This is a genomic window from Rhodococcus sp. AW25M09 (assembly GCF_000333955.1).
Taxonomy (GTDB): Bacteria; Actinomycetota; Actinomycetes; order Mycobacteriales; family Mycobacteriaceae; genus Rhodococcoides.
The window spans coordinates 1-20720 of record NZ_CAPS01000040.1; the positions used below are offsets into that span (position 1 = coordinate 1).

Genomic DNA, 20720 nt, shown 5'->3' on the forward strand with positions numbered 1-20720 from the left:
GCCGATCGCTGACGACAGCACCGCTGCACCGGTGTCCGGTAGATGAGATCCGATCCGACCCCCGCACCGACCCCCGCACGACCCCCGTACCGTCATCGGATACCGCTGGCGAATCCCCACCGACATCAGCCAACCGTCCGGATTCACACCCACGCCCAGCTGCGGGGACCTCCGGTGACGACTCCCCTCAGCGGCGCCTGCAATCACTGACCTCCGCCGCAGCCCTGTTCTGCACCCACACACCCGTCGGCCGGGGCACACGGCACAGCTCTGCCCTCGACCTCGGAGCACTGACGGCAGCGGCGAGCAACCACACCAAGCCCGCAGTCCACGGCCTCTACCTCGGCAACGCATCACTCGCCGCGGCCCTCGAAGCCGCCATCGCCGCCGACCCCACCCTCGGAAAATCCGTCGACCGCGACCCGCTCACCGACCGAGCCCTCATCTACCGACCCGACGCCCTCACCACCGCAGCCGTCCGACTACGCGACCGACACTGCCGATTCCCCGGCTGCCGCCGACCCGCCGCACGCTGCCAACTCGACCACATCGTCGCCTTCGACCACGCCAACCCACTCGGCGGCGGCTGGAGCACCCTGGGCAACCTCCAATGCCTCTGCGAATACCACCACACCGTCAAAACCGCCGGCTACTGGAAAGCCACCATGCTCCCCGGCGGCGCGATCCTCTGGCGATCGACCTCCAACACCCGAATAACCCTGCCCACCAACGGAACCAGCGTCCCCATTCTCGGCAACGACCTCAGGCCGCACATCCCCACCCAACCCCGACGATCCGGCATCATCGCCTACCCCAACCCACCCGACAACGAACAGCCCGAGACAGACGACTCGGCAGCACCGCCGTTCTAGGTGATGCTGCCGAGGGGGCCCGAGTCGCGAAGCAGGTTCGGTCAGATCAGGTGCTGGATATGGTCGCGCGTGAATTCGATGCGCTCGTCGACCCGGCCGTCGCCGACCTTGTTCACCCACTCCGGATCGGACAGCAATGCGCGGCCGACAGCCACCAGATCGAACTCGCCGCCCTCGAATTGACCGACGAGCGCGTCCAATCCGGTGACACCCGACGCGGCGTCTTCCGACCATGCCGAAGTGAACACCGAGTCGAGACCGACCGATCCGACGGTGATCGTCGGAACTCCGGTGAGCTTGCGCGTCCAACCGGCCAGGCCCAGTTTTCCGTCGCTACCGTCCAATTCCGGAAACGCTGGATCCCAGTGGCGCCGGGTCGAGGCATGCAGTACGTCCACTCCGGCGTCGACGAGGGGCGTCAGGACACGTCCGAGCTCCTCGGGGTTCTGCGCGATCCGAGCGTCGAAGTGGTTGCTCTTCCACTGCGAGAATCGGTACACGATGGCGAAGTCCTCGCCGACCGCCGCGCGGATAGCAGCAACGACCTGCGCGGGGAAGCGGGTCCGGGCCTCGAGCGAGCCGCCGAACTCGTCGTCGCGCACATTTGTTGTTGCCCAGAGGAATTCGTCCAGCAAGTAGCCGTGTGCGCCGTGTAGCTCGAGGCCGTCGAAGCCCGTGTTCTTCGCATTGACCGCGGCCTGCACCCACTGTGAGGTCAGTTCGTCGAGGTCGGCGTCGGTGAAGGCTCGACCCACGGAGGAGCCGTCGAGTGCAATTCCCGACGGGCTGACGGTGGTGACGTCAGGGAACAGGCTCGGCTCGGTGCCGCGCTCGACCCCGAGATGCCACAGCTGCGGGATGATCGCGCTTCCCTCGGCGTGCACTGCGTCGACGACGCCCTTCCAGCCCTCGAGGCTGGCGTCGCCGTAGATCCGGGGAACGCGGGTGTGGGGACCTGCGGCTGGGTCGGGGATGTAGGTGCCCTCGGTGATGATGAGGCCGGTGCCGCCGGCGGCGCGCTTGCGGTAGTACTCGGCCACCTCCGGGCCGGGGATGCCGTCGGGCGAGAAGGCGCGCGTCATCGGGGCCATGGCGAAGCGGTTACGCAGCTTCAGCGACTTGACCTCGAACGACTCGAAGAGCCCCGCGGTGGACAGATGCTGGGTTGTGGATGCAGTGTCGGTCACGCCTGCGCACAACCTGGACGAACACCGAGCTATTCCCGCCATGATATTTCGACAGTGGTCCTGTTAGCGTCGGAGGCTTATGAGCCCATCGCCGCTGATTTCCGCCGCCGAATTGCACGATCTCTTCCAGATGGGACGGGCTCCGATCGTCCTCGACATCCGGTTCACGCTGCAGACCGGCAGCGACAGAGCAGCTTACGAGGCCGGGCATGTCCCGACCGCACAGTTCGTGGACCTCGATGCCGAACTGGCGGCTCCGCCGGATCACCGCGGCCGCCACCCACTGCCCGACGCGGAGACGTTCGTTGCAGCAATGCGCGGTGCCGGAGTGGACGACGACTCCTCGGTGGTTGTGTACGACGGAGGACCCGCGACAGCAGCTTCGCGTGCCTGGTGGTTGCTTCGCTACTACGGACACCGCGACGTGCGGGTCCTCGACGGCGGCTTGGCCCGATGGGTTGCCGAAGGCTTCGTCACCGGAACGGAGCCGTCGATCATCGCAGCTGGATCGTTCACTGCCCGGCCCTCCCTGGCACGTGTTGTCGACGTCGACGATGTGCTCGATTTCGCACGGGACAACGTGCTGCTCGACGCCCGCGCACCCGAACGCTTCCGTGGGGAAGTGGAGCCGGTGGACCCCGTGGCCGGCCACATCCCTGGAGCGGTCAATCGACCGACGACCGAGAACGTCGATTCGGACGGACGATTCCTGGCTCCGGAGGTACTCGATGGCACATTCGGTGGACTTGTGCCGGACGGGAAGGACGTCGCCGTCTACTGCGGATCCGGGGTGACCGCCGCGCATCAGATTCTCGCGCTCGAACTGGCCGGCATCGATGCTGCGTTGTACCCCGGCTCGTGGTCGGGATGGATCACCGATCCGACGCGTCCGCGCGCCTGACGCATGGCCTCCGACCAGCGAGTCCATGTATAGAGGGTTGAACTTGAATCTGACTTCAACTATACCTGGGGGATGAAGGTTGAAGGCAAAGTTGCCATCGTCACCGGCGGTGGTGGCGGAATCGGCGGGGCCATCGCCGCCCGACTCACCGAGCACGGCGCACGCGTCGTCGTCTCCGACCTCGACGGAAACACCGCCGGATCCGTGGTCGACGCCATCGAACGAGACCGGCCGGGGACGGCCGTCGCCGCTGCCGCGGACGCGTCGAGCATCGCGGATATCGAGCGGCTGATCGCGCTGGCCGAGGACTCGTTCGGCCCGGTCGATCTCTACTTCGCCAACGCCGGCATAAGCGGCGCCCCCGGGCTCGACGCGGCCGAGAAGGACTGGGACCTCTCGTTCGACGTCAACGTGCGTGCGCACATTCGTGCTGCGCAGCTGTTGGTGCCGGGTTGGCTCGAACGCGGTGAGGGCTACTTCGTCAGCACTGCGTCCGCGGCGGGGTTGCTCACCCAGATCGGTTCGGCGACATACGCGACGACCAAGCATGCCGCCGTCGGATTCGCCGAGTGGCTCAACGTCACCTACGGCAACCGGGGCATTCGCGTCAGCTGCCTGTGCCCGATGGGCGTCAACACCAAACTGCTCTACGAGGGACGCGAATCCGGGGATGCGTTGGGGGCGGCGGCCACTGCTGCGGTGCTCAGTGCCGGTGCCGTACTCGAACCTCTCGACGTCGCCGATGTCGTGTTGGACGCGATGGATCGCGAGCAGTTCCTGATCCTGCCGCACGAAAACGTACTGGACATGTACCGCAACAAGGGTGCCGACTACGACCGGTGGCTGCGCGGCATGCGTCGCTACCAGGACAGCTTGCTCGACAGTCAGCCGCTCGACAACCAACAGGGGAATTGAACCGTGGCATTTTTCGAGACCAGTGACCGGGCAAAGAAGTACGAGTCGGATCTGTTGGAGTTCATGGACTCTCACGTCTATCCGGCCGAGGCCGTGTACGAGCAGCAGATGCTCGAAGCCGGGGACCCGCATTTCCATCCGCCGATCCTCGAGGATCTGAAGAAGGAAGCGCGCTCGCGTGGACTGTGGAACCTGTTCCATCCGCACCCCGAATGGGGTCCGGGTCTGACCAACCTCGAGTACGCGCCGCTGGCCGAGATCATGGGCCGCAGCATGCTCGCCCCCGAGGCCTGCAACTGCAACGCACCGGACACCGGCAACATGGAGGTGTTCACGCTCTTCGGCACCGACGAGCACAAAGAAAAGTACTTGAAGCCGTTGCTGGACGGCACCATTCGTTCCGCCTTCGCGATGACCGAGCCCGACGTTGCCAGTTCCGACGCCACGAATATCGCGATGAAGATGGACCCCGATGGCGACGACTTCATCTTGAACGGGCGCAAATGGTGGACGTCGAATGCGATGCACAAGAACTGCAAGGTTCTCATCGTCATGGGCAAAACCGATCCCGAGGCAGCGACGCACCGTCAGCAGTCGATGCTGGTGGTGCCCATCGATGCACCCGGTGTGACCGTCCTGCGCAACCTGCCGGTGTTCGGCTACGTCGATCGCGAAGGCCACGCCGAGGTGCTGTTCGAGGATGTGCGGGTGCCGGCGAAGGACGTGTTGAAGGGGCCGGGTGAGGGCTTCGCCATCAGTCAGGCCCGCTTGGGGCCGGGCCGTATTCACCACGCCATGCGCACCATCGGTGTGGCAGAACGTGCGCTCGAATTGCTCTGCCGCCGTGCGGCATCGCGAGTGACCTTCGGCAAGCCGGTGGCAATGCGCTCGAACATTCAGGACTGGATTGCCGAAGCGCGCATCGAGATCGAGAAGACGCGATTGCTCACGTTCAAAGCGGCTTACCTGATGGACACTGTTGGGAACAAGGAAGCGCGCACGGAGATCGCAGCCATCAAGGTGGCCGCACCGGAGATGGCGCTGAAGATCATCGACCGTGCTATCCAGGTGCATGGTGGCGGGGGCGTGTCCAACGACTTCCCGCTCGCGATGATGTACGCACACATACGGACGCTGCGGCTCGCGGACGGTCCCGACGAGGTGCACAAGATGTCGATCGCGAAGATGGAGCTGAAGAAGTACCTCTGAACGTGGGTTACCGACCCGGCCGCCAGGCCGGGTCGCGGCCGATGAAGGCCACGAATCGGTCCTGCGCAGAGGCGTTTTCGGGGACGGGGACGGCGGGGCCGTACTGTCCGCTGCTGCGCAGCATCTGTTCGATCGGTCGCATGGCCTCGAGAGCTGCAGCGCAGCGTTCCCGACCCAGATCGAGCTCTCGGCCAAGGGCTTTCGCCAGGTCCCAGGAGTGCATCCAGATGTCGGCGGTGTAGAACATGTCGATCGCCTTGTCCACCGGCATGTCTCCGGTGTGTGGGTTGCTCAGTATCCGGCCGGCCGGGTCATCGAGGGTCGCTTGGATGTCGGCGACGTGCTGCTTCCACGCGGCGAGCGGGTCGGCGTCGATGTCCAGGGTCTGGAACTCGATGCCTGCGCCGCCGGCGAGAAAGCCGCGGGACCACTCGATCAGGTGCCGGACGACATCCAAGGCCGTCCACTCTGCGACCGGGCTCGGGCGCGACCAGTCTGTTGGGGAGGCGGACTGGACCAATGCGGTGAACGCGGCGGCATCTCGGGCATGTCGGCCGGCCGGTCCCGAAAGCAGCGCCTCGAGTTTCTCGTAGCCCTCCTTCACTCCGATGTCCATACCGCTCGACAGCATGCCGTCGCGGGTAGCGAAGTCCGCGTGAACACTCAACACTCGTAGTCGCGTACCGCCGCCGTCGCTGGTCTCGAAGGAGAGCGTCTCGAGTGCAACGGAATCGGGCTGGCCCTCGTAGGTGAAGGTCCACACGATCCTCTCGTTCGCCCGGACCTCGTGGAAGCTGCCGTAGAAGGCAGCGATCTCGTCACCGTCTCGGTCGCTGGCGAACGCCCACGCACCGCCGGTATGGGCCTCCCACTTCACAATTCGCGTGGTCAGCGACCGTGGACCCACCCATTGCCGATACAACTCGGCGTCGACGTGGGCGCGGAACACCTGCTCCGGTGTCGCGTCGAACCCTCGGATGATTTCGATCGTGGGCACTTTCTCGTCCGCAACGATCTCGGTTTCGTGTGCGGTCATGACACTTCTTTCGTCTGGGTTGTCTTGTCGACTGCGATGGTTCCCAACAGGGCGTCGAGGCGTCGATAACGTTGCTCTGCCTCCTGGCGATAGCGCTCGATCCATTTCGTCATCAGGCCGAATACCTCGGCATCGAGATGCACCGGGCGCCGCTGGGCATCCTTGCTGCGCGTGACCAATCCGGCCTCCTCGAGCACCTTGACGTGTTTGGAGACGGCTTGCAGGCTCATCTCGTACGGCTCGGCCAGGTCGCTGACGTTCGCGTCACCGCCGGCGAGGCGGGCGACTATGTCACGTCGAGTGGGATCGGCCAGGGCCGAAAACGTTCTGTTGAGCTGCTCTGTTCGATCGTCCATGAGGTTCCTCGCTGTGCGTTGTTGCCGAGAATAGGCTCGGTTATCGGCGTAGTCAACCATTTGGTTGAATACGTCCAGTGGCTTACTCTCGCCGCATGGGTGCAGGCAACGACATGGTGGGCGACGTGCTCTCGCGAGATCCGGGGCATCCGCTACGGGTCGCGATCGACGGTGTGACCGCGTCGGGAAAGTCCACCTGCGCTCGGCGGCTGGTGGACTCCATTGCAGTACAGGGACGTCCGGTGGTTCACGTATCGATGGACGGTTTTCATCACCGGCGTGATCATCGGTATCGACAGGGCCGGACATCGGCGATGGGCTACTACCGAGACGCGTACGATTTCGAGGCGCTGCTTGCGAATGTGCTGATCCCGTTGGGGTCGAACGGAAGTAACGCAATTCGACGTCGGATCATCGATCTGGCTTCGGATGAGCCGGTGGACGATCTGCCCGAAGTAGTGGCCGCCGATGCGATCGTCGTGGTGGATGGAACGTTCCTGCATCGTCCGCCGCTGCCCGACTATTGGGACTACTCCGTCTTCGTCGACACTCCCTTGGACATTGCGCGAGCCCGCGGTATCGCCAGGGATGCGGATGCGCTCGGTGGCACGGAGGCGGCAGGTAGGGCCTTCGACCAGCGCTATCACGCGGCATGTCGGATCTATCTCGACGAGGTGGATCCGCGCGCAAAGGCAACGCGAGTGCTGTCGATCGACTCGAGTGCTATCGGATGACCATCATCGTTCGTGCATTCAGATGTACGGGCGGTGTCACCGACGACTTCCCGCGCGCGACGGTGCGGTCGAGTGCCATCCAGCGCACTCGACCGCATCGCTGCCTGCAACTTCAGAAATGAATCACCCCGCGCATGTTCTTACCGTCGCGTAGGTCCTGGTAGCCCTCGTTGACCTGCTCCAGGGAGTAGGTCGTGGTGATCAGTTCGTCCAACTTCAACTGGCCGGCGTCGTAGAGACGCAGGAGGCGCACGATGTCGTACTGCGGGTTCGCAGAGCCGAACAGTGTGCCCTTGATCGTCTTCTGGTTCAGCACCAGATCGGTGCCGGACAGGTGGACCGTCAGCTTCTCCGGATCCGCGAGGCCGGTGATGACGACGGTGCCGCCCTTGCCGATCGCGGCGGTGGCCGCCTGTACGACTCCCTCGTCGACGGTTCCGACGAGTATCAGTGCCTGATCGGCTCCCTGGCCCCAGGTCAGCTCGGTCAGCTTCTCCTGAGCGGACTCGTAGTCCGCAAACGCGTGAGTCGCCCCGAACTTCAGGGCCTGGTTGCGCTTGAACTCGAGCGGATCGACGACGAGTACATACTTCGCACCCGAATGCACTGCTCCCTGAACGGCATTGATGCCGAGGCCGCCGATGCCGTAGATGATCACGGAGTCGCCTGCGCGGACACCGCCCGTGTACACCGCGGTACCCCAACCGGACGGGACGCCGCAGCCCACGAGAACTGCTGTCTCCAAGGGCAACCAGTCGTCGACCTTGACGACGGAGTGCTGCGAGATGGTGGCGCGCTCCGAGAAGGTGCCGAGCATGCACATCGCTCCGAACTCGGTGCCCTTGCTGTCCCGGCGACGGAAGGTGCCGTCCGGCATGCAGCCTTCGAGGATCGTTGCGCCCATGTCGCACAGGTTCTGTCGGCCGGTGGAACAGTAGCGGCAGGTGCCGCAGTTCGGGATGAACGAACAGACGACGTGATCGCCGGGCTTGACCTTGGTGACGCCGGGACCGACCTCCTCGATGATGCCGGAACCCTCGTGGCCGCCGACGATCGGGAAGCGCGGTGGAAGGTCGCCGTCGAGCAGATGTAGATCCGAATGACACAGCCCTGCCGCCACATACTTGATCAGGACTTCGCCGGGGCCGGGGCCGTCCATCTCCAGTTCGATGATCTCGAACGGCTTGTGCGGCTCGAACAGTACTGCTGCTTTGGTCTTCACAGAGATTCTCCTCGGGTTGATTCAGCGGTAGATGTGATTCAGCGGTAGATGGATTTGACGTGTTGGAAATTTCCGATGGCGTCGGGTCCGAGCTCGCGCCCGATTCCGCTGTCCTTGACGCCGCCGAACGGGGACGACGGATCCACCATGTAGTGGTTGATGCCGATGGTCCCGGTGTGGATTCGTTTGGCCACGTCGAAACCTCGCTCGTCGTCCGCGGTCCAGACGGATCCGCCGAGCCCGAAATCGGAGTCGTTGGCAATGCTGATCGCCTCGGCTTCGTCGCCGTACGGGATGATCGACAGGACGGGACCGAAGATCTCTTCCTGCGCGATGGTGTGGTTGTTGTCGACGTCGGCGAAGATCGTCGGCTGAACGAACCAGCCGCGGTCGAGGTCTGCGGGCCTACCGCCGCCGGTGACGAGCCGAGCGCCGTCGCCGCTGCCTTTGGCTATGTACCCCTCGACGCGATCTCGCTGGCGCTCACTGGCCATCGGCCCGATCTGGGTGGCTGGATCGAGTGCGTCGCCGACGGCCAGTGAATTCGCGAACGCTTCCATCATGCCGACCACCTCGTCGTAGCGGGAGCGCGGCGCGAGAACTCGGGTGCCAAGGAAGCACGTCTGGCCGTTGTTGAGAAACGTTGCCCCGAAAAGGTTCTCGCCGATCTCGGCAAGATCGAGGTTGGCGTCGTCGAGGATGATCGACGCGGACTTCCCGCCCAGTTCGAGAGTCACCGGGCGCAACAGTCGACCACATGTTTCGGCGATGGACCGCCCGGCTGCGGTGGAGCCGGTGAACGCGACCTTGTCGACGCCTCGATGCGAGACCAGATGTGCGCCGATCTCCCGCCCACCGGGGACGATGTTGATGACACCGGGCGGCAGCCCGGCAGCAATGACGGCCTCCGCCAACACAACCGAGTCGAGCACCGTCTCCGGAGACGGCTTGAGTACGACGGTGCAGCCGGCTGCGAGGGCCGGTGCGTACTTGAACGCGGCCAGGGTCTGGGGAAAGTTCCACGGTGCAATGGCTCCGACGACGCCGATCGGCTCTCGTCGAACCGTTGTCGTCCCGCCCAGCAGGTGGGGGTGTGATTCCTCGAACTGCGCAGTTCTCGCCAGCCCCGAGAAGTACCGCATCACTGCGACCGGGAAGCCACCTTCGAGCTGTTGCGCAATGGAGATCGGCATGCCGTTCTGTGCAGACACGAGCCGGGCGAGCTGGTCCCCTCTCTTCTCGTACTCGTCGGCGAGTCGATCGATCGCGTCGGCGCGCCTCGACGGCTCCCACCGACTCCAACCGCTGGGGTCTTCGAATGCGCGACGGGCAGCGGCCACTGCGGCATCGACGTCGGCTTCCTGCGCCTCTGGTACCGATCCGATGCGTTCTTCGCTACTCGCCGAACGGACTTCGATGCGCGCGGACGAGCTGGGTTCCACCCACTCGCCGCCGATGAAGAGCGACTGTGCGTCGAGCTGCTCTCGTATTGCTGTCTGTGCATCCATGCATACGAGTGTGACCCCGATCACGGGCAACGAGTGTTCAGAAAGTGGACAACCTCAGCCGAGGATGCCGAACTCGCGCATCCGCTTGTACAGCGTTGTTCGGCTGATTCCGAGGCTCTCCGCCGTCGTACGTTTGTTGCCGCCCTGCCGCGCCAGCTCGTGCACGATAGCGTCGCGCATCGCGGTGTCGAGTGTGCTCATCCGAGTAGTCGACGCGTTCTTGTGCGGTCGGACCAGTTCTCGCTCGGTGATATCTCCGACGGATCGACGCGACGCGGCCTCGGTGACCTCGGCTCGGAGTTCGCCGATGTTGCCCGGCCAGTCGTAGTCGATCAACGCCGACAACGCTGCCGGCGTGAAGTGCGCGCGCGATTCGAGCTCGGCCATGATGGCGCGAACCAAGTCCGGGATTTCGTGTCGGCGAGAGCGCAACGGCGCCAATTCGATGGTCTCGGCGCACAGTGAGAGAAGCTGGCGGTGTTCGAGATCGACCGAGTCGGTGGCCGAACTGGACAGCGCGTACCACCCGGTAGCGGACGACAGTATCGAATGCAGTCGGCTCGACACCGGGCCCGTGAGAAAGTGCACGTTCTTGACCACCACATCGTGTGCCGCCCCGACCTGATGTTCGACGCCTGCCAACCACTCGGCCGGAGTCGTCCCCACCAGGTCTGTTGCGTTGAACCAGTGCGGTGACGCCGATGCTGTCAATCGGGCGAGGGTGGTCGATTTCCCGGTGCCGGGTTCACCGATGACGCACAACGGCTTTCGCACCTTCGGTGCGGGCGTAAGGGTGTGCACGGTGTCGTGAGGATCGATTTCGATGACGATGCCCGCGGCCGATACCGGACGTTCCCAGCGCACGGTCGCGTGCCGTCCGGAATTGAGGATCACATCGTGGACGACGCCACTGCGCCGGACCGAATCGTCGGTGAGCGAGCGCAGTACGGCGTGATCCACGGTGTCGACCATCGCTGCAGCGCTGGTGTTTTCGAGCAGAATCTCGTCGGCTAGCGCGATGACGGGCGCACCGCGGCGCTGCGAGGATGCGCACTGAAATGCCTGGAACAGTCGTTGTTCGCCGGAACGGGTTTCTTCGAGGAGCCTGCCCTGAATGTCCTGTGCGGCATGGACGAGCATCGGTTTGAGAAGCGGGTTGTCGCCGGAGGCAAGGAAGGTGATGTCGAGGACGCCCTCGATGCGGCGTGTGACGGGATGAATCAGGGGGTGGCCGTAGCAGCTGAAGGTTTTCATCGACTCGATGTAATGCTCCTCGGCATGCACGGCGCAGGGAGCGCGCATCTCGAAAGTCGTCGAGATCGAATTTGTGCCCGACGACTGTTCGGTGAACGAACGGCCGACAACCGCGCCGACCGAGGACACCGCATCTCGCAGAGAATGGGTTCCGAAGCGGAGATCGACCAGCCGGGCATCGCGGTCCGCGAGCAGGACGCAATACCCGGAGCCGTCGAGCACGCTCTCCATCCGATCGAGGATGGGATTTGCTGCGGCGAGGAGGCGGCTGCGACGGTCGACGTCACGCAAACTTGCCTGCTCGAGGGTATCCGCCGGTGCGAGGCCGCTCTGGGCTGATCGTTGCCAAGACTTCGCAATGGAGTCTCGGAGTTTCTCGGCACCGCTGTACATCGCGCATACCTCCGTTGGCCGGCGCAGGATAGTTGTGACGCTAGCGCCGACTGCTCTGATCGACGGACGTTTCGACAGAACCTGCCCGATTGGGTAGGGCAGCATTGACAGTGTGCTGTCATCTACGCAAAGATGACAGCACACTGTCTGATTCTGGAGGCTCTGAAATGACAACCATCGCTCTGTACGCCTCCGACACCATGGCCGACTGGGAGTACGGATATCTCACCGCAGGCCTGGCCATGGCTCGTGAACAAGACCCGGACGCCAACCGGTTGGTCGTCGTGTCCGACACGGGGGAGACCGTCACGACGATGGGAGGGTTGAGAATCGCTCCCGACGTCTCACTCGCCGGTCTTTCCACCCTCGATGCATTGATTCTGCCCGGAGCGGCCAGTTGGAACGTCGGCCACGACGCGGCTCTCGGTCTGGCCGCGGATCTCATCGCGGCAGGGACACCCGTTGCGGCGATCTGCGGTGCCACGTACGGGCTGGCCCGAGTCGGCCTGCTCGACGACCGTCCGCACACCTCGAATGCGGCCGAGTTCCTCACGCAGGCAGCCGATTACCGTGGTTCAGAGCATTACCGAGACGAGAAGGCAGTCTCCGACGGCACGGTCATCACCGCTGGGGCTACGGCACCCATCGAATTCGCCAAGTTGGTGTTCGAGCGTCTGAACGTATTTCCGCAACCCATCGTCGACGCGTGGTACGGCCTCTACACCACCGGTGAACGCAAGTACTACGACCAGCTGACGGGCGCATGATCGAGCGAAGCCCGGCGGGTGATGCGCTGACTTCGGTAGTACTGCCTGTCTTCGAGCTCAACGGTGAGTTTCTCGCTGCCGCACAGGACATCACAGCCCCGACGGGTCTGACACCGGCCTGGTGGCAGGTTCTCGGGGCTACTCTCGACGAGCCGTTGTCGGTCGCCGACATCGCGCGACGCGTCGGGCTGGGATTGGCACGGCAGAGCGTGCAACGCACCGCAAATCTGTTGGTGGACAAAGGGTGGGCGGTCTATACCCACAATCCTCACCACAAGCGGGCCAAGCTACTCGAACCCACGCCGAAGGGTCGCGATACCGTCGCTGCACTGCGGAATGCGCAACACGCGTGGTCCGACGCCGTGGGGGCTGTAGTGGGAGAGGACGAATTGCGCTCCTTCGCAGCAACCCTGGAGAAAATCCTCGTAGCATCCCGGCAGTACCGAGGCGGCAGTGCATAATTCGGGCATGTCTGCGCTCGCGATTGTGTTGTCCGGACTTCTGGCCGGGTTGTTGTCGCAATCCGACGGGGTCGATGTCTTCGGGAACGCCGGTCTCGGTGGTGGGCTGTTCTTCAGCGTCGGCGGGGGAGTCGCGATTGCTGTGATCGTGGCGTCGGCTCTCGCGATGGTCGTTCGTCGGCACAGCATTCTGGCGGGACTGTCCATCGCCGCGGCCGCAGTCGCCGGAGTGATGGCGGCGCTGTTTCCGTCCGATGTCGCGGCGGTGTTCGCAGGCGGGGTGCTGCTGGGATGCACCGCTGTGTGGGCGAGCAGCGAGCGAGTTCTGCAGGCAGTGCTGACGGCATCGTTTCTACTCGGACTGCTCAGCGTCGGAGCAGTGGAGGCCCTGCAATACGGAGATGTTCCGCGGCGCTACGCGGACTACCTCACCGAACCCGATGTAAGTACACCCGTGGTCATTCCGGTGCTCTGCGCCCTCGTGGTGCTGGCGACGGCGTGGGGAGTTCGAGGAGGCCCCGGCCGGCAGGGTCCGCCGCCCGATCGCGATATCCGCACGATCGGGGCGATACTGCTGGTCCCTATCGGTGGCCTGCTGCTCAATGTTCTGTTCGTGCACAATCTGTTTCAGAGCTCGTACGGGTTCGGTGGACACTGGTACTTCGGACTCTTCGTCGTACCCGTCCTGTTCGCGGCCGCCGCTCTGTTGCCGGGACGCGGCGGCACCATGGTGCTGGCCGGGGTGGCCGTCCTGCTCACCTCGACCACTGTCGCCCGGGTAGGTATCGAGGTGTCGGACGGAGTCTGGGTGCTCGGCCTCGTGGCAGTCACCGCGCTCGCCGTGGCAGCCGGTGCCGCACTCGGGGTGCGGTGGGGTCGTCCCCTCGCTGGCTTCACGATCCTGGCGGTGGTCTGCGTGACGGCACTGTTCGAGAGCCCACCGCTGGACAACGTGAACTACGTGGCAAGTCTGGTGCTCTTCCCGGCTGCCGCGGCCTACCTGTACGTCGCGTGCACGTCTGCCGACCCGACGCCCACGACACTCGGGCTCGCGGTGCCGGTAGCGATCACGGTGCCGATGGTCGTCACCTATGGATGGACGGCCTACACGCCGCTGACCTCGATCGACACCAGTGCATATTCGCCCAGCGTCGACCTGTGGCTCTCGACGGGCGCGGCATTCGCAACGGTCGTCCTCGCCTGCGTCGGTACCTGGTTTCTCGGTCGTCGGCCGCTACCGAGCTCGGCTGTAGACGACGTGTAGCACCTGGTCCGATCCCTCTACTTCGGTCCGCTCCAACGTAGTGCGATCCCAGCCGTCGTAGATCGGTTCTCCGCCGCCGAGGATCACCGGCGAGACTGCAAGGTGGAGGTGGTCGACCAGTCCTGCGCTCAGGTACTGCCGAACCGTCGACGCTCCGCCGCCCAAGCGTACGTCCTTGCCTGTGGCCGCCTCATGAGCACGATCGAGCACTGATTCGATGGGATCGTCGGTGAAGTAGAAGGTGGTGCCGTCCATCTGGAGCGGCGGGCGCGGATGATGGGTGAGCACGAAGACCGGATGATGGTACGGCGGTTCGTCTCCCCACCAACCGCGCCAGTCGTAGTTCGGCCATTCGCCCCTGACCGGGCCGAACATGTTGCGGCCCATGATGGTTGCGCCGATATTCTCGGTGCCGAGGTCGAGCATTCGTTGATCGGCGTCCGAGTGCTCGGCGAACACCCACTGGTGCAGCGCCATGCCGTCGACCCCCATGGGGTCGCTTCGGCTCTGATCGGGACCGGCGGCGAAACCGTCCAACGAGACGGACAGATTGTGTACGCGAAGTGTCATACTCGAGTAGACCAGCAGCGGTTCCGAAAGTCATCGGAGTAACGTTTTTTCCATGGCTTACAGATACCTCGGAAACAGCGGACTCAAGATCTCGGAGATCACGTACGGCAACTGGCTGACGCACGGATCGCAGGTCGAGAACGACATCGCCACCCAGTGCGTGCGCGCGGCCCTCGATGCCGGCATCACCACATTCGACACCGCCGACGTCTACGCCAACGGAGCCGCCGAAACCGTCCTCGGCGACGCGCTGAAAGGGGAGCGTCGGGAATCGCTCGAGATCTTCACCAAGGTCTACTTCCCGGTCGGACCCAAGGGCCCCAACGACACCGGACTCTCTCGCAAGCACATCCTCGAAGGGATCGACGCGTCACTGCGTCGGCTCGGTACCGACTACGTCGACCTCTACCAGGCACATCGCTACGACGTCGAGACTCCGCTGGAGGAGACCATCGCCGCCTTCGGTGACGTCGTGCGACAGGGGAAGGCGCTCTACATCGGCGTCTCCGAATGGACCGCCGATCAGCTGCGCGCCGGGCAGGAACTCGCCCGTCAAAACGGCTTCTCGATCATCTCGAACCAGCCGCAGTACTCCGCACTGTGGCGCGTCATCGAGGATCAAGTGATCCCGACGTCGAAGGAATTGGGCATCTCGCAGATCGTTTGGTCTCCCATCGCCCAGGGCGTGCTGACCGGCAAGTACCTGCCCGGCCAGCCCCTGCCAGACGGCTCGCGCGCCAAGGACGACAAGGGCGGCGACAAGATGATCGCGCGCTACCTCAACGACGAGACGCTCACTCGGGTGCAGCAATTGAAGCCGATAGCCGACGATATGGGAATCACGATGGCGCAGTTGGCGGTCGCGTGGGTCTTGGCGAACGACAACATCGCCGCGGCCCTCGTCGGGGCCTCGCGTCCGGAGCAGATCGCCGAGAACATCAAGGCCTCCGAGGTCACACTCGACGCGGATGTGCTCGCCAAGATCGACGACGCCCTCGGCGACTCGGTCGAGCGTGACGCCGGCAAGACGGGCTCGCCGGAAGCACGTCTGGTCTAGTGCCTGCGGCAGTGGTGCGGTCGAGTGCCGCAGAGGGCACCCAGGAGTGGAGCCTGCGGAACGACCCGAGGACTCAGTCGCGCCACTGCCGAAGGCCCTGTAGTAATGAGTTATGGACACGATCACCGTCGATACACCTCAGGGCCAGGTTCGCGGTCGGACCGACGCAGGCGTCACTTCGTTCCTCGGAGTGCCCTATGCCGACGCACCGTTCGGGACCCGTCGATTCCAAGCACCCTCACGGCCGCCCACCTGGGACGGAGTGCGCGACGCACTCGAGTTCGGGGCCACCGTTCCCAAGGTGGGCTATCGGCCGCCGACCAGCGAGATACTCAGCGAGCCAGTGGTACCCGGTGAGGACTGCTTGAACGTCAACGTCTTCACTCCCGATGTCGGCGGGTCGGCACCGGTGTTCGTCTGGATCCACGGCGGCGCATTCGTCAACGGCAGCAACGCTATCGCCACCTACGACGGTTCCGCGTTCGCACGAGACGGTGTCGTGGCCGTGGTCATCAACTACCGGCTGGGAGTCGACGGTTTTGCGCTGATCGACGGTGCCCCGGCCAACCGCGGGATGCTCGACCAGGTCGCGGCTCTCGAATGGGTACGTGACCACATCTCTGCCTACGGCGGCGACCCGGCCCAGGTGACCATCGCGGGTGAGTCCGCGGGGGCGATGAGCGTCGGCACCTTGATGTCGATGCCCCGTGCCGAGGGCCTCTTCCAGCGCGCGATTCTGGAGAGCGGAGCGGGGCACCACGTCATCACCGCCGAGACCGCCGCGAAGGTCTCCGCCGCGATGGCGTCCTCGCTGGGCGTCGAGGCGACGGTCGACGGTTTCGCGTCGGTGTCGGTGGACGCGTTGGTCGACGCGCAACGCGAACTGTCCGATCGCATCACTGCCGAAGCCCCGACCGGCGTATGGGGTGAGCTGGCCCTGAACGTGATGGCGTTCGAGCCCTACATCGACGGTGATGTCGTTCCGGCGCTCCCGTTTTCCCGGATCATCAGTGACGGCGCGAGTGCGCAGGTCGACGTATTGATCGGAACCACCAGCGAGGAGCATGCGTTCTTCATCGTTCCGGCCGGGCTCGTCCCGCATCTCACCGAGGACTACGTGAAGATGGTCCTCGCCGGGTACCGGGCCGATCCCTCGGCGCTGGACCGGTACCGCGAACAGCTGCCCGACGCCTCGGCGGGCGAGCTGATGATCGCCGTCATGACCGACTGGTTCTTTCGCATCCCGGCCACGCGATTGGTCGAGGCCCGCTCCGGCAACGCGTTCGTCTACGAATTCACTTGGCGCTCCTCGCTGTTCGACGGCGCTCTCGGTGCCTGCCACGCGCTGGAGATCCCGTTCGTGTTCGACATGCTGCACAAGCCCGAGACCGCACGCATCACGGGCGCCAATCCGCCCCAGCAGGTCGCCGACCAGATGCACCGCTCCTGGGTCGATTTCGTGCGCGACGGCTCTCCCGGCTGGGACCCGTACGGCTCCGACCGTGCGGTGATGATGTTCGGCAACGAACCGGGCGTCACCTTCGACCCGAGGCCGGCAACCCGCGAGGTGTGGGACGGGGTGCGCTGACCTGTGAACGGTTGACGGCGAGGTCCGTTTTCTTCGGTGAGTTCCCCACAGCGGCAGCGACGGTTCCATGTCGCGCGCTAGGGTTGAGATATGCGCAAATTCGGTCGTAGTTTCCGCACAACCGCCCCGCTACCAGCGACTCCTGCCAGAGTGGTGGTGGTCGGCGGAGGCTTCGGTGGGTTCTACGCGCTGCGCAAGATGCAGAAGCTGTTGGGACCGGAGCGCGCATCCTTCACGCTCGTCGCGCCGAACGACTACCTGCTCTACAGTCCGCTACTACCCGAGGTGGCGACCGGCGTTCTCGATCCCCGGGACATCGCGGTCTCCACCCGGCAGACGCTCCGGCGTACCAAGCTCGCCCTGGGGCATGTCACCTCGGTCGACTTCGAGCAGCATCGCCTGAAGGTCTCCGGGCCCGAGAGTGACACCGAGTTATCCTGGGACAAGCTGATTCTCGCACCCGGTTCGGTTACCCGTCAGTTCGACATACCTGGTGTCGCTGAGCATGCACACGGACTCAAGACCCTCAGTGAGGCCGTGTTCATCCGCAACCACGTTCTCGCACAACTCGACGCGGCAGACGAGCTTCCCGATACCGAGGCAGGTCGCGCCGAGCGTAAGGAGCGGCTGACCGTCGTCGCGGTCGGTGCCGGATACACGGGCACCGAATTCGTTGCGCAGATGCAGAATTGGATCCGCGGTATCGCCACGCGCTGGGCGAGTATCGACCCGAGTGAAATTCGTTGGCTGCTGATCGACCTCGCGCCCGCGGTCCTGCCGGAGCTCGGTGAGAAGCTGGGCAAGGAAGCGATGGACGTTCTCGCCGAGCGAGGTGTGGAAGTGCGTCTCGGCGTGACGGTGGCGTCGGCCACCGCAACCTCGGTGACGCTGACCGACGACGATGTGGTGCCTGCCCGCACGCTGGTGTGGGGTGCCGGTGTAGCCCCGAGTCCGTTGATCGCGCAACTCGAATTACCGACCGAGAAGGGTCGTCTCGTCGTCGATCCCGATATGACGGTTCCCGGGGTTGCGGACGTCTGGGCGATAGGCGACGCCGCCGCCGTGCCCGATCTCGCCGCAGATCCCTCGAAGCCGACGCCGCCGACCGCGCAGCACGCGCAGCGCCAGGGGATTGCGGTGGCTCGCAAGTGGCCGCCTCTCTCGGCGTCGGAGACGGACGCCCGTACAAGCACAAGGATCTGGGTCTGGTAGCTGACCTCGGCGGATTCGACGGTGTGGCAAAGCCTTTGGGGATCCCTCTGACCGGACCGGTCGCGAAGTTCGTCGCCCGCGGCTATCACCTGTACGCGCTGCCCACCGTCTCGGCCCGAGTGCGGGTGGCCACCGATTGGTTGTACTCCTCGGTGCTCGCGACGCGAGTGGTCAACCTCGACCAGGTGAGGTCCGAGGATGCCTTGATCTCGAAGGCTCAGTCGACGGGCGTGTACGACTGAGTGCCTGCGCCAGCGGTGTGGTCGAGCCCCTCAGAGGGCGCTCGACCACACCATTGCGTCACCGAAGGTGGTGCACTTCCTGCAGCCCGTAGACCGGGGTCTCGATGCCCTCGTAACGCGCCTTGATCTGCAGCGCGAGGTACAGCGAATAGTGGCGCGACTGGTGCAGATTGCCGCCGTGGAACCAGAAGTTCTCCTGCTGAGTCGGCTTCCACATGTTGCGCTGTTCGCCTTCCCAGGGACCGGGATCCTTGGTGGTGTCCGAGCCGAGGCCCCAGCACTTGCCGACCTTGTCGGCGGTCTCCTGATCGATGAGGTCGGCGACCCAGCCGTTCATCGAGCCGTAGCCGGTGGCGTAGACGATGAGGTCGGCCGGTAGCTCGGTACCGTCCTCGAGCACCACGCCGGTCTTGCTGATCCGGTCCACCTGCCCGGCAACGAGTTTGATCTTGCCGTCCGCGACCAGCTCCGAGGCACCGACGTCGATGTAGTAGCCCGAGCCGCGCCGCAGATACTTCATGAACAGGCCGGATCCGTCGTCGCCGAAATCGTGTTGGAAGCCGGCCTTCTCGAGGCGATCATAGAAGTCCTTGTCCTGCTCCGCGATCTGCTGGTACACCGGAATCTGGAACTCGTGCATGATCCGGTACGGCAGTGAGGCGAACGTGAGATCGGCTTTGGCCGTGGTCATTCCGGATTCGACGGCTCGCTCGGAGTACAGATCGCCCAACGCGATCTCGCACAGCGAATCGGACTTGACGATGTGCGTCGACGAGCGCTGCAGCATCGTCACATCGACACCCGTCTCGTACAGCGCCTTGCAGATGTCGTGCGCGGAGTTGTTGGAACCGACCACCACGACGCGCTTGCCGACATAGGCGTCGGGGCCGGGGTGTTCGCTGGAATGGTGCTGCTCGCCCTCGAATTCGTCCATGCCGGGGAAGTTCGGAACGTTTTTCTTGCCCGACATTCCGGTGGCCATCACCAACTGCTTGGGCCGCAGGATCACTTCCTCACCATCGCGATCGACGACGACGGTCCACTCCTTCGCAGTCTCGTCGTACGTAGCGGACTTCGCGGTGGTCTTGCTCCAGTACGGAACTTCCATGACCTTGGTGTACATCTCGAGCCAGTCGCCGATCTTGTCCTTCGGGGCGAACACCGGCCAGTTCGGCGGGAACGGCAGGTACGGGAGGTGGTCGTACCAGACCGGGTCGTGCAGGCACAGCGACTTGTAGCGTCCGCGCCACTGATCGCCGGGGCGTTCGGCGCGGTCGACGACGATCGCAGGCACACCCAGCTGCCGGAACCGAGCCCCGAGCGCGATACCGCCCTGACCGCCGCCGACGACGAGGACGTACGGCTGCACGGTGTAGCCCAGTTCGGACTCCTCGATCTCCTTCTTCTCCGCCCAGTTCTGGGTATCGGCGTTCGAGCCGTGCACTGCGCCCTTGATGCGAGTGCTGCCCTGGCGCTCCTCGTGGCCTTTGAGCTCTTGCATCGTGGTGAGCAGAGTCCACGCGACATCGTCGCCGGTATCGGCGTCCGTGGTCAGGCGGAGATGTCCTTTGCCGCGGCTCATCGCGGTCTCGAACTCGATCCACGCCGATACGACGCCGTCGGTCTCGTCGGGAACCTCGGTGGTGTGAAAGCCCGTCGGGTCGGTGTCATCGAGGCGCTCGGCGAGCATGTCGGCGACGCCGTCGCGACCCTCGACCGTCTTGAGATTCCAGGTGAAAGTAACGAGGTCACGCCAGAAACTGCTGACGGCGAACATGCCGGCCGCGCGAGGAATGTCTCGGGCGACCAGCGCGTCCTCGAATGTCGCCAGCCAGGCGTCGACCCTCTCCTGTGGGGTTTTCGGGCGGGTGATCGTTGTCGGCTCGATGGTCTGGGTCATACCAACTCCTTGCGATGAAAGTGCGCTCGTTCTGTGACCCAGCACACTCTCTTGGGGTGCTGGGGTCGAGAG

At 64.5% G+C, this 20720-nt stretch carries 20 protein-coding genes; 12 read left to right on the forward strand and 8 right to left on the reverse strand.

Features of this window, described 5'->3' with window-relative positions:
• Positions 1-872: HNH endonuclease signature motif containing protein (locus RHODMAR_RS26895; protein WP_008712889.1), on the forward strand; the 872-nt coding region annotated here is incomplete at its 5' end.
• Between the two features lie 41 nt (positions 873-913).
• On the opposite strand, the gene RHODMAR_RS07130 is transcribed toward RHODMAR_RS26895, so the two are convergent.
• Positions 914-2059: an NADH:flavin oxidoreductase gene (locus RHODMAR_RS07130; RefSeq protein ID WP_008712891.1), complete on the reverse strand. Its 1146-nt coding sequence runs from the start codon at positions 2057-2059 to the stop codon at positions 914-916.
• A 79-nt stretch (positions 2060-2138) separates the two neighbouring features.
• Between RHODMAR_RS07130 and RHODMAR_RS07135 the strand changes: the two genes are divergently transcribed.
• The 3 genes from RHODMAR_RS07135 (at position 2139) to RHODMAR_RS07145 (ending at position 5084) form a co-directional block, all read left to right on the forward strand.
• Entirely contained in the window at positions 2139-2960 is an 822-nt protein-coding gene (locus tag RHODMAR_RS07135) for a sulfurtransferase (RefSeq protein ID WP_008712893.1), read from the forward strand.
• A 72-nt stretch (positions 2961-3032) separates the two neighbouring features.
• Positions 3033-3875 (forward strand): SDR family oxidoreductase, encoded by an 843-nt coding sequence (locus RHODMAR_RS07140; protein ID WP_008712895.1) that lies wholly within the window; start codon positions 3033-3035, stop codon positions 3873-3875.
• Positions 3876-3938: 63 nt separating this feature from the next.
• On the forward strand, positions 3939-5084 hold the full coding sequence (locus RHODMAR_RS07145) for an acyl-CoA dehydrogenase family protein (protein WP_442970038.1): 1146 nt from the start codon (positions 3939-3941) through the stop codon (positions 5082-5084).
• Between the two features lie 7 nt (positions 5085-5091).
• On the opposite strand, the gene RHODMAR_RS28955 is transcribed toward RHODMAR_RS07145, so the two are convergent.
• A complete protein-coding gene (locus RHODMAR_RS28955) occupies positions 5092-6120 on the reverse strand; it encodes a TIGR03086 family metal-binding protein (RefSeq protein WP_008712898.1) in 1029 nt (342 codons plus the stop codon).
• On the reverse strand, positions 6117-6476 hold the full coding sequence (locus tag RHODMAR_RS07160) for an ArsR/SmtB family transcription factor (protein ID WP_008712901.1): 360 nt from the start codon (positions 6474-6476) through the stop codon (positions 6117-6119). Before RHODMAR_RS07160 ends, RHODMAR_RS28955 begins: the two co-directional genes overlap by 4 nt.
• A 95-nt stretch (positions 6477-6571) precedes the next feature.
• Between RHODMAR_RS07160 and RHODMAR_RS07165 the strand changes: the two genes are divergently transcribed.
• Positions 6572-7210, forward strand: coding sequence for a uridine kinase (locus RHODMAR_RS07165; RefSeq protein ID WP_008712902.1), 639 nt, complete (start codon positions 6572-6574; stop codon positions 7208-7210).
• Between the two features lie 112 nt (positions 7211-7322).
• Here the strand turns inward: RHODMAR_RS07165 and RHODMAR_RS07170 are convergent, their stop codons facing one another.
• The 3 genes from RHODMAR_RS07170 to RHODMAR_RS07180 are packed head-to-tail and all read right to left on the reverse strand — an operon-like array spanning position 7323 to position 11587.
• Positions 7323-8432: an NDMA-dependent alcohol dehydrogenase gene (locus tag RHODMAR_RS07170; protein WP_008712904.1), complete on the reverse strand. Its 1110-nt coding sequence runs from the start codon at positions 8430-8432 to the stop codon at positions 7323-7325.
• A 38-nt stretch (positions 8433-8470) separates the two neighbouring features.
• Positions 8471-9940 carry an aldehyde dehydrogenase gene (locus RHODMAR_RS07175; protein WP_008712906.1) on the reverse strand — a complete coding sequence of 490 codons (1470 nt, stop codon included), beginning with the start codon at positions 9938-9940 and terminating at the stop codon, positions 8471-8473.
• Between the two features lie 54 nt (positions 9941-9994).
• Positions 9995-11587, reverse strand: a complete 1593-nt coding sequence (locus RHODMAR_RS07180; RefSeq protein ID WP_008712908.1) for a sigma-54-dependent Fis family transcriptional regulator — start codon at positions 11585-11587, stop codon at positions 9995-9997.
• A gap of 167 nt (positions 11588-11754) precedes the next feature.
• Between RHODMAR_RS07180 and RHODMAR_RS07185 the strand changes: the two genes are divergently transcribed.
• From RHODMAR_RS07185 to RHODMAR_RS07195, 3 genes are read left to right on the forward strand one after another with little or no spacing between them, the layout of a single operon-like run.
• Positions 11755-12354, forward strand: coding sequence for a DJ-1/PfpI family protein (locus RHODMAR_RS07185; protein WP_008712909.1), 600 nt, complete (start codon positions 11755-11757; stop codon positions 12352-12354).
• A complete protein-coding gene (locus RHODMAR_RS07190) occupies positions 12351-12815 on the forward strand; it encodes a MarR family winged helix-turn-helix transcriptional regulator (RefSeq protein ID WP_008712912.1) in 465 nt (154 codons plus the stop codon). Before RHODMAR_RS07185 ends, RHODMAR_RS07190 begins: the two co-directional genes overlap by 4 nt.
• Positions 12816-12822: 7 nt before the next feature.
• Complete coding sequence (locus RHODMAR_RS07195) at positions 12823-14079, forward strand: hypothetical protein (protein ID WP_042938322.1); 1257 nt, start codon at positions 12823-12825, stop codon at positions 14077-14079.
• Here RHODMAR_RS07195 and RHODMAR_RS07200 read toward each other — a convergent pair.
• A complete protein-coding gene (locus RHODMAR_RS07200) occupies positions 14050-14649 on the reverse strand; it encodes a dihydrofolate reductase family protein (protein WP_008712916.1) in 600 nt (199 codons plus the stop codon). The genes RHODMAR_RS07195 and RHODMAR_RS07200 overlap by 30 nt on opposite strands.
• A 52-nt stretch (positions 14650-14701) precedes the next feature.
• Between RHODMAR_RS07200 and RHODMAR_RS07205 the strand changes: the two genes are divergently transcribed.
• From RHODMAR_RS07205 to RHODMAR_RS28635, 4 genes are all read left to right on the forward strand, one after another.
• The gene (locus RHODMAR_RS07205; protein WP_008712917.1) at positions 14702-15706 is read left to right on the forward strand and encodes an aldo/keto reductase family protein; all 1005 of its coding nucleotides are present in this window, start codon (positions 14702-14704) and stop codon (positions 15704-15706) included.
• A gap of 112 nt (positions 15707-15818) precedes the next feature.
• Entirely contained in the window at positions 15819-17294 is a 1476-nt protein-coding gene (locus RHODMAR_RS07210; RefSeq protein ID WP_008712919.1) for a carboxylesterase/lipase family protein, read from the forward strand.
• A gap of 90 nt (positions 17295-17384) precedes the next feature.
• Positions 17385-18506, forward strand: a complete 1122-nt coding sequence (locus RHODMAR_RS07215) for an NAD(P)/FAD-dependent oxidoreductase (RefSeq protein WP_198289411.1) — start codon at positions 17385-17387, stop codon at positions 18504-18506.
• Complete coding sequence (locus RHODMAR_RS28635) at positions 18443-18748, forward strand: hypothetical protein (protein ID WP_008712923.1); 306 nt, start codon at positions 18443-18445, stop codon at positions 18746-18748. Before RHODMAR_RS07215 ends, RHODMAR_RS28635 begins: the two co-directional genes overlap by 64 nt.
• A 58-nt stretch (positions 18749-18806) precedes the next feature.
• On the opposite strand, the gene RHODMAR_RS07220 is transcribed toward RHODMAR_RS28635, so the two are convergent.
• The gene (locus RHODMAR_RS07220; RefSeq protein ID WP_008712925.1) at positions 18807-20648 is read right to left on the reverse strand and encodes a flavin-containing monooxygenase; all 1842 of its coding nucleotides are present in this window, start codon (positions 20646-20648) and stop codon (positions 18807-18809) included.
• Between the last annotated feature and the right edge of the window lie 72 nt (positions 20649-20720).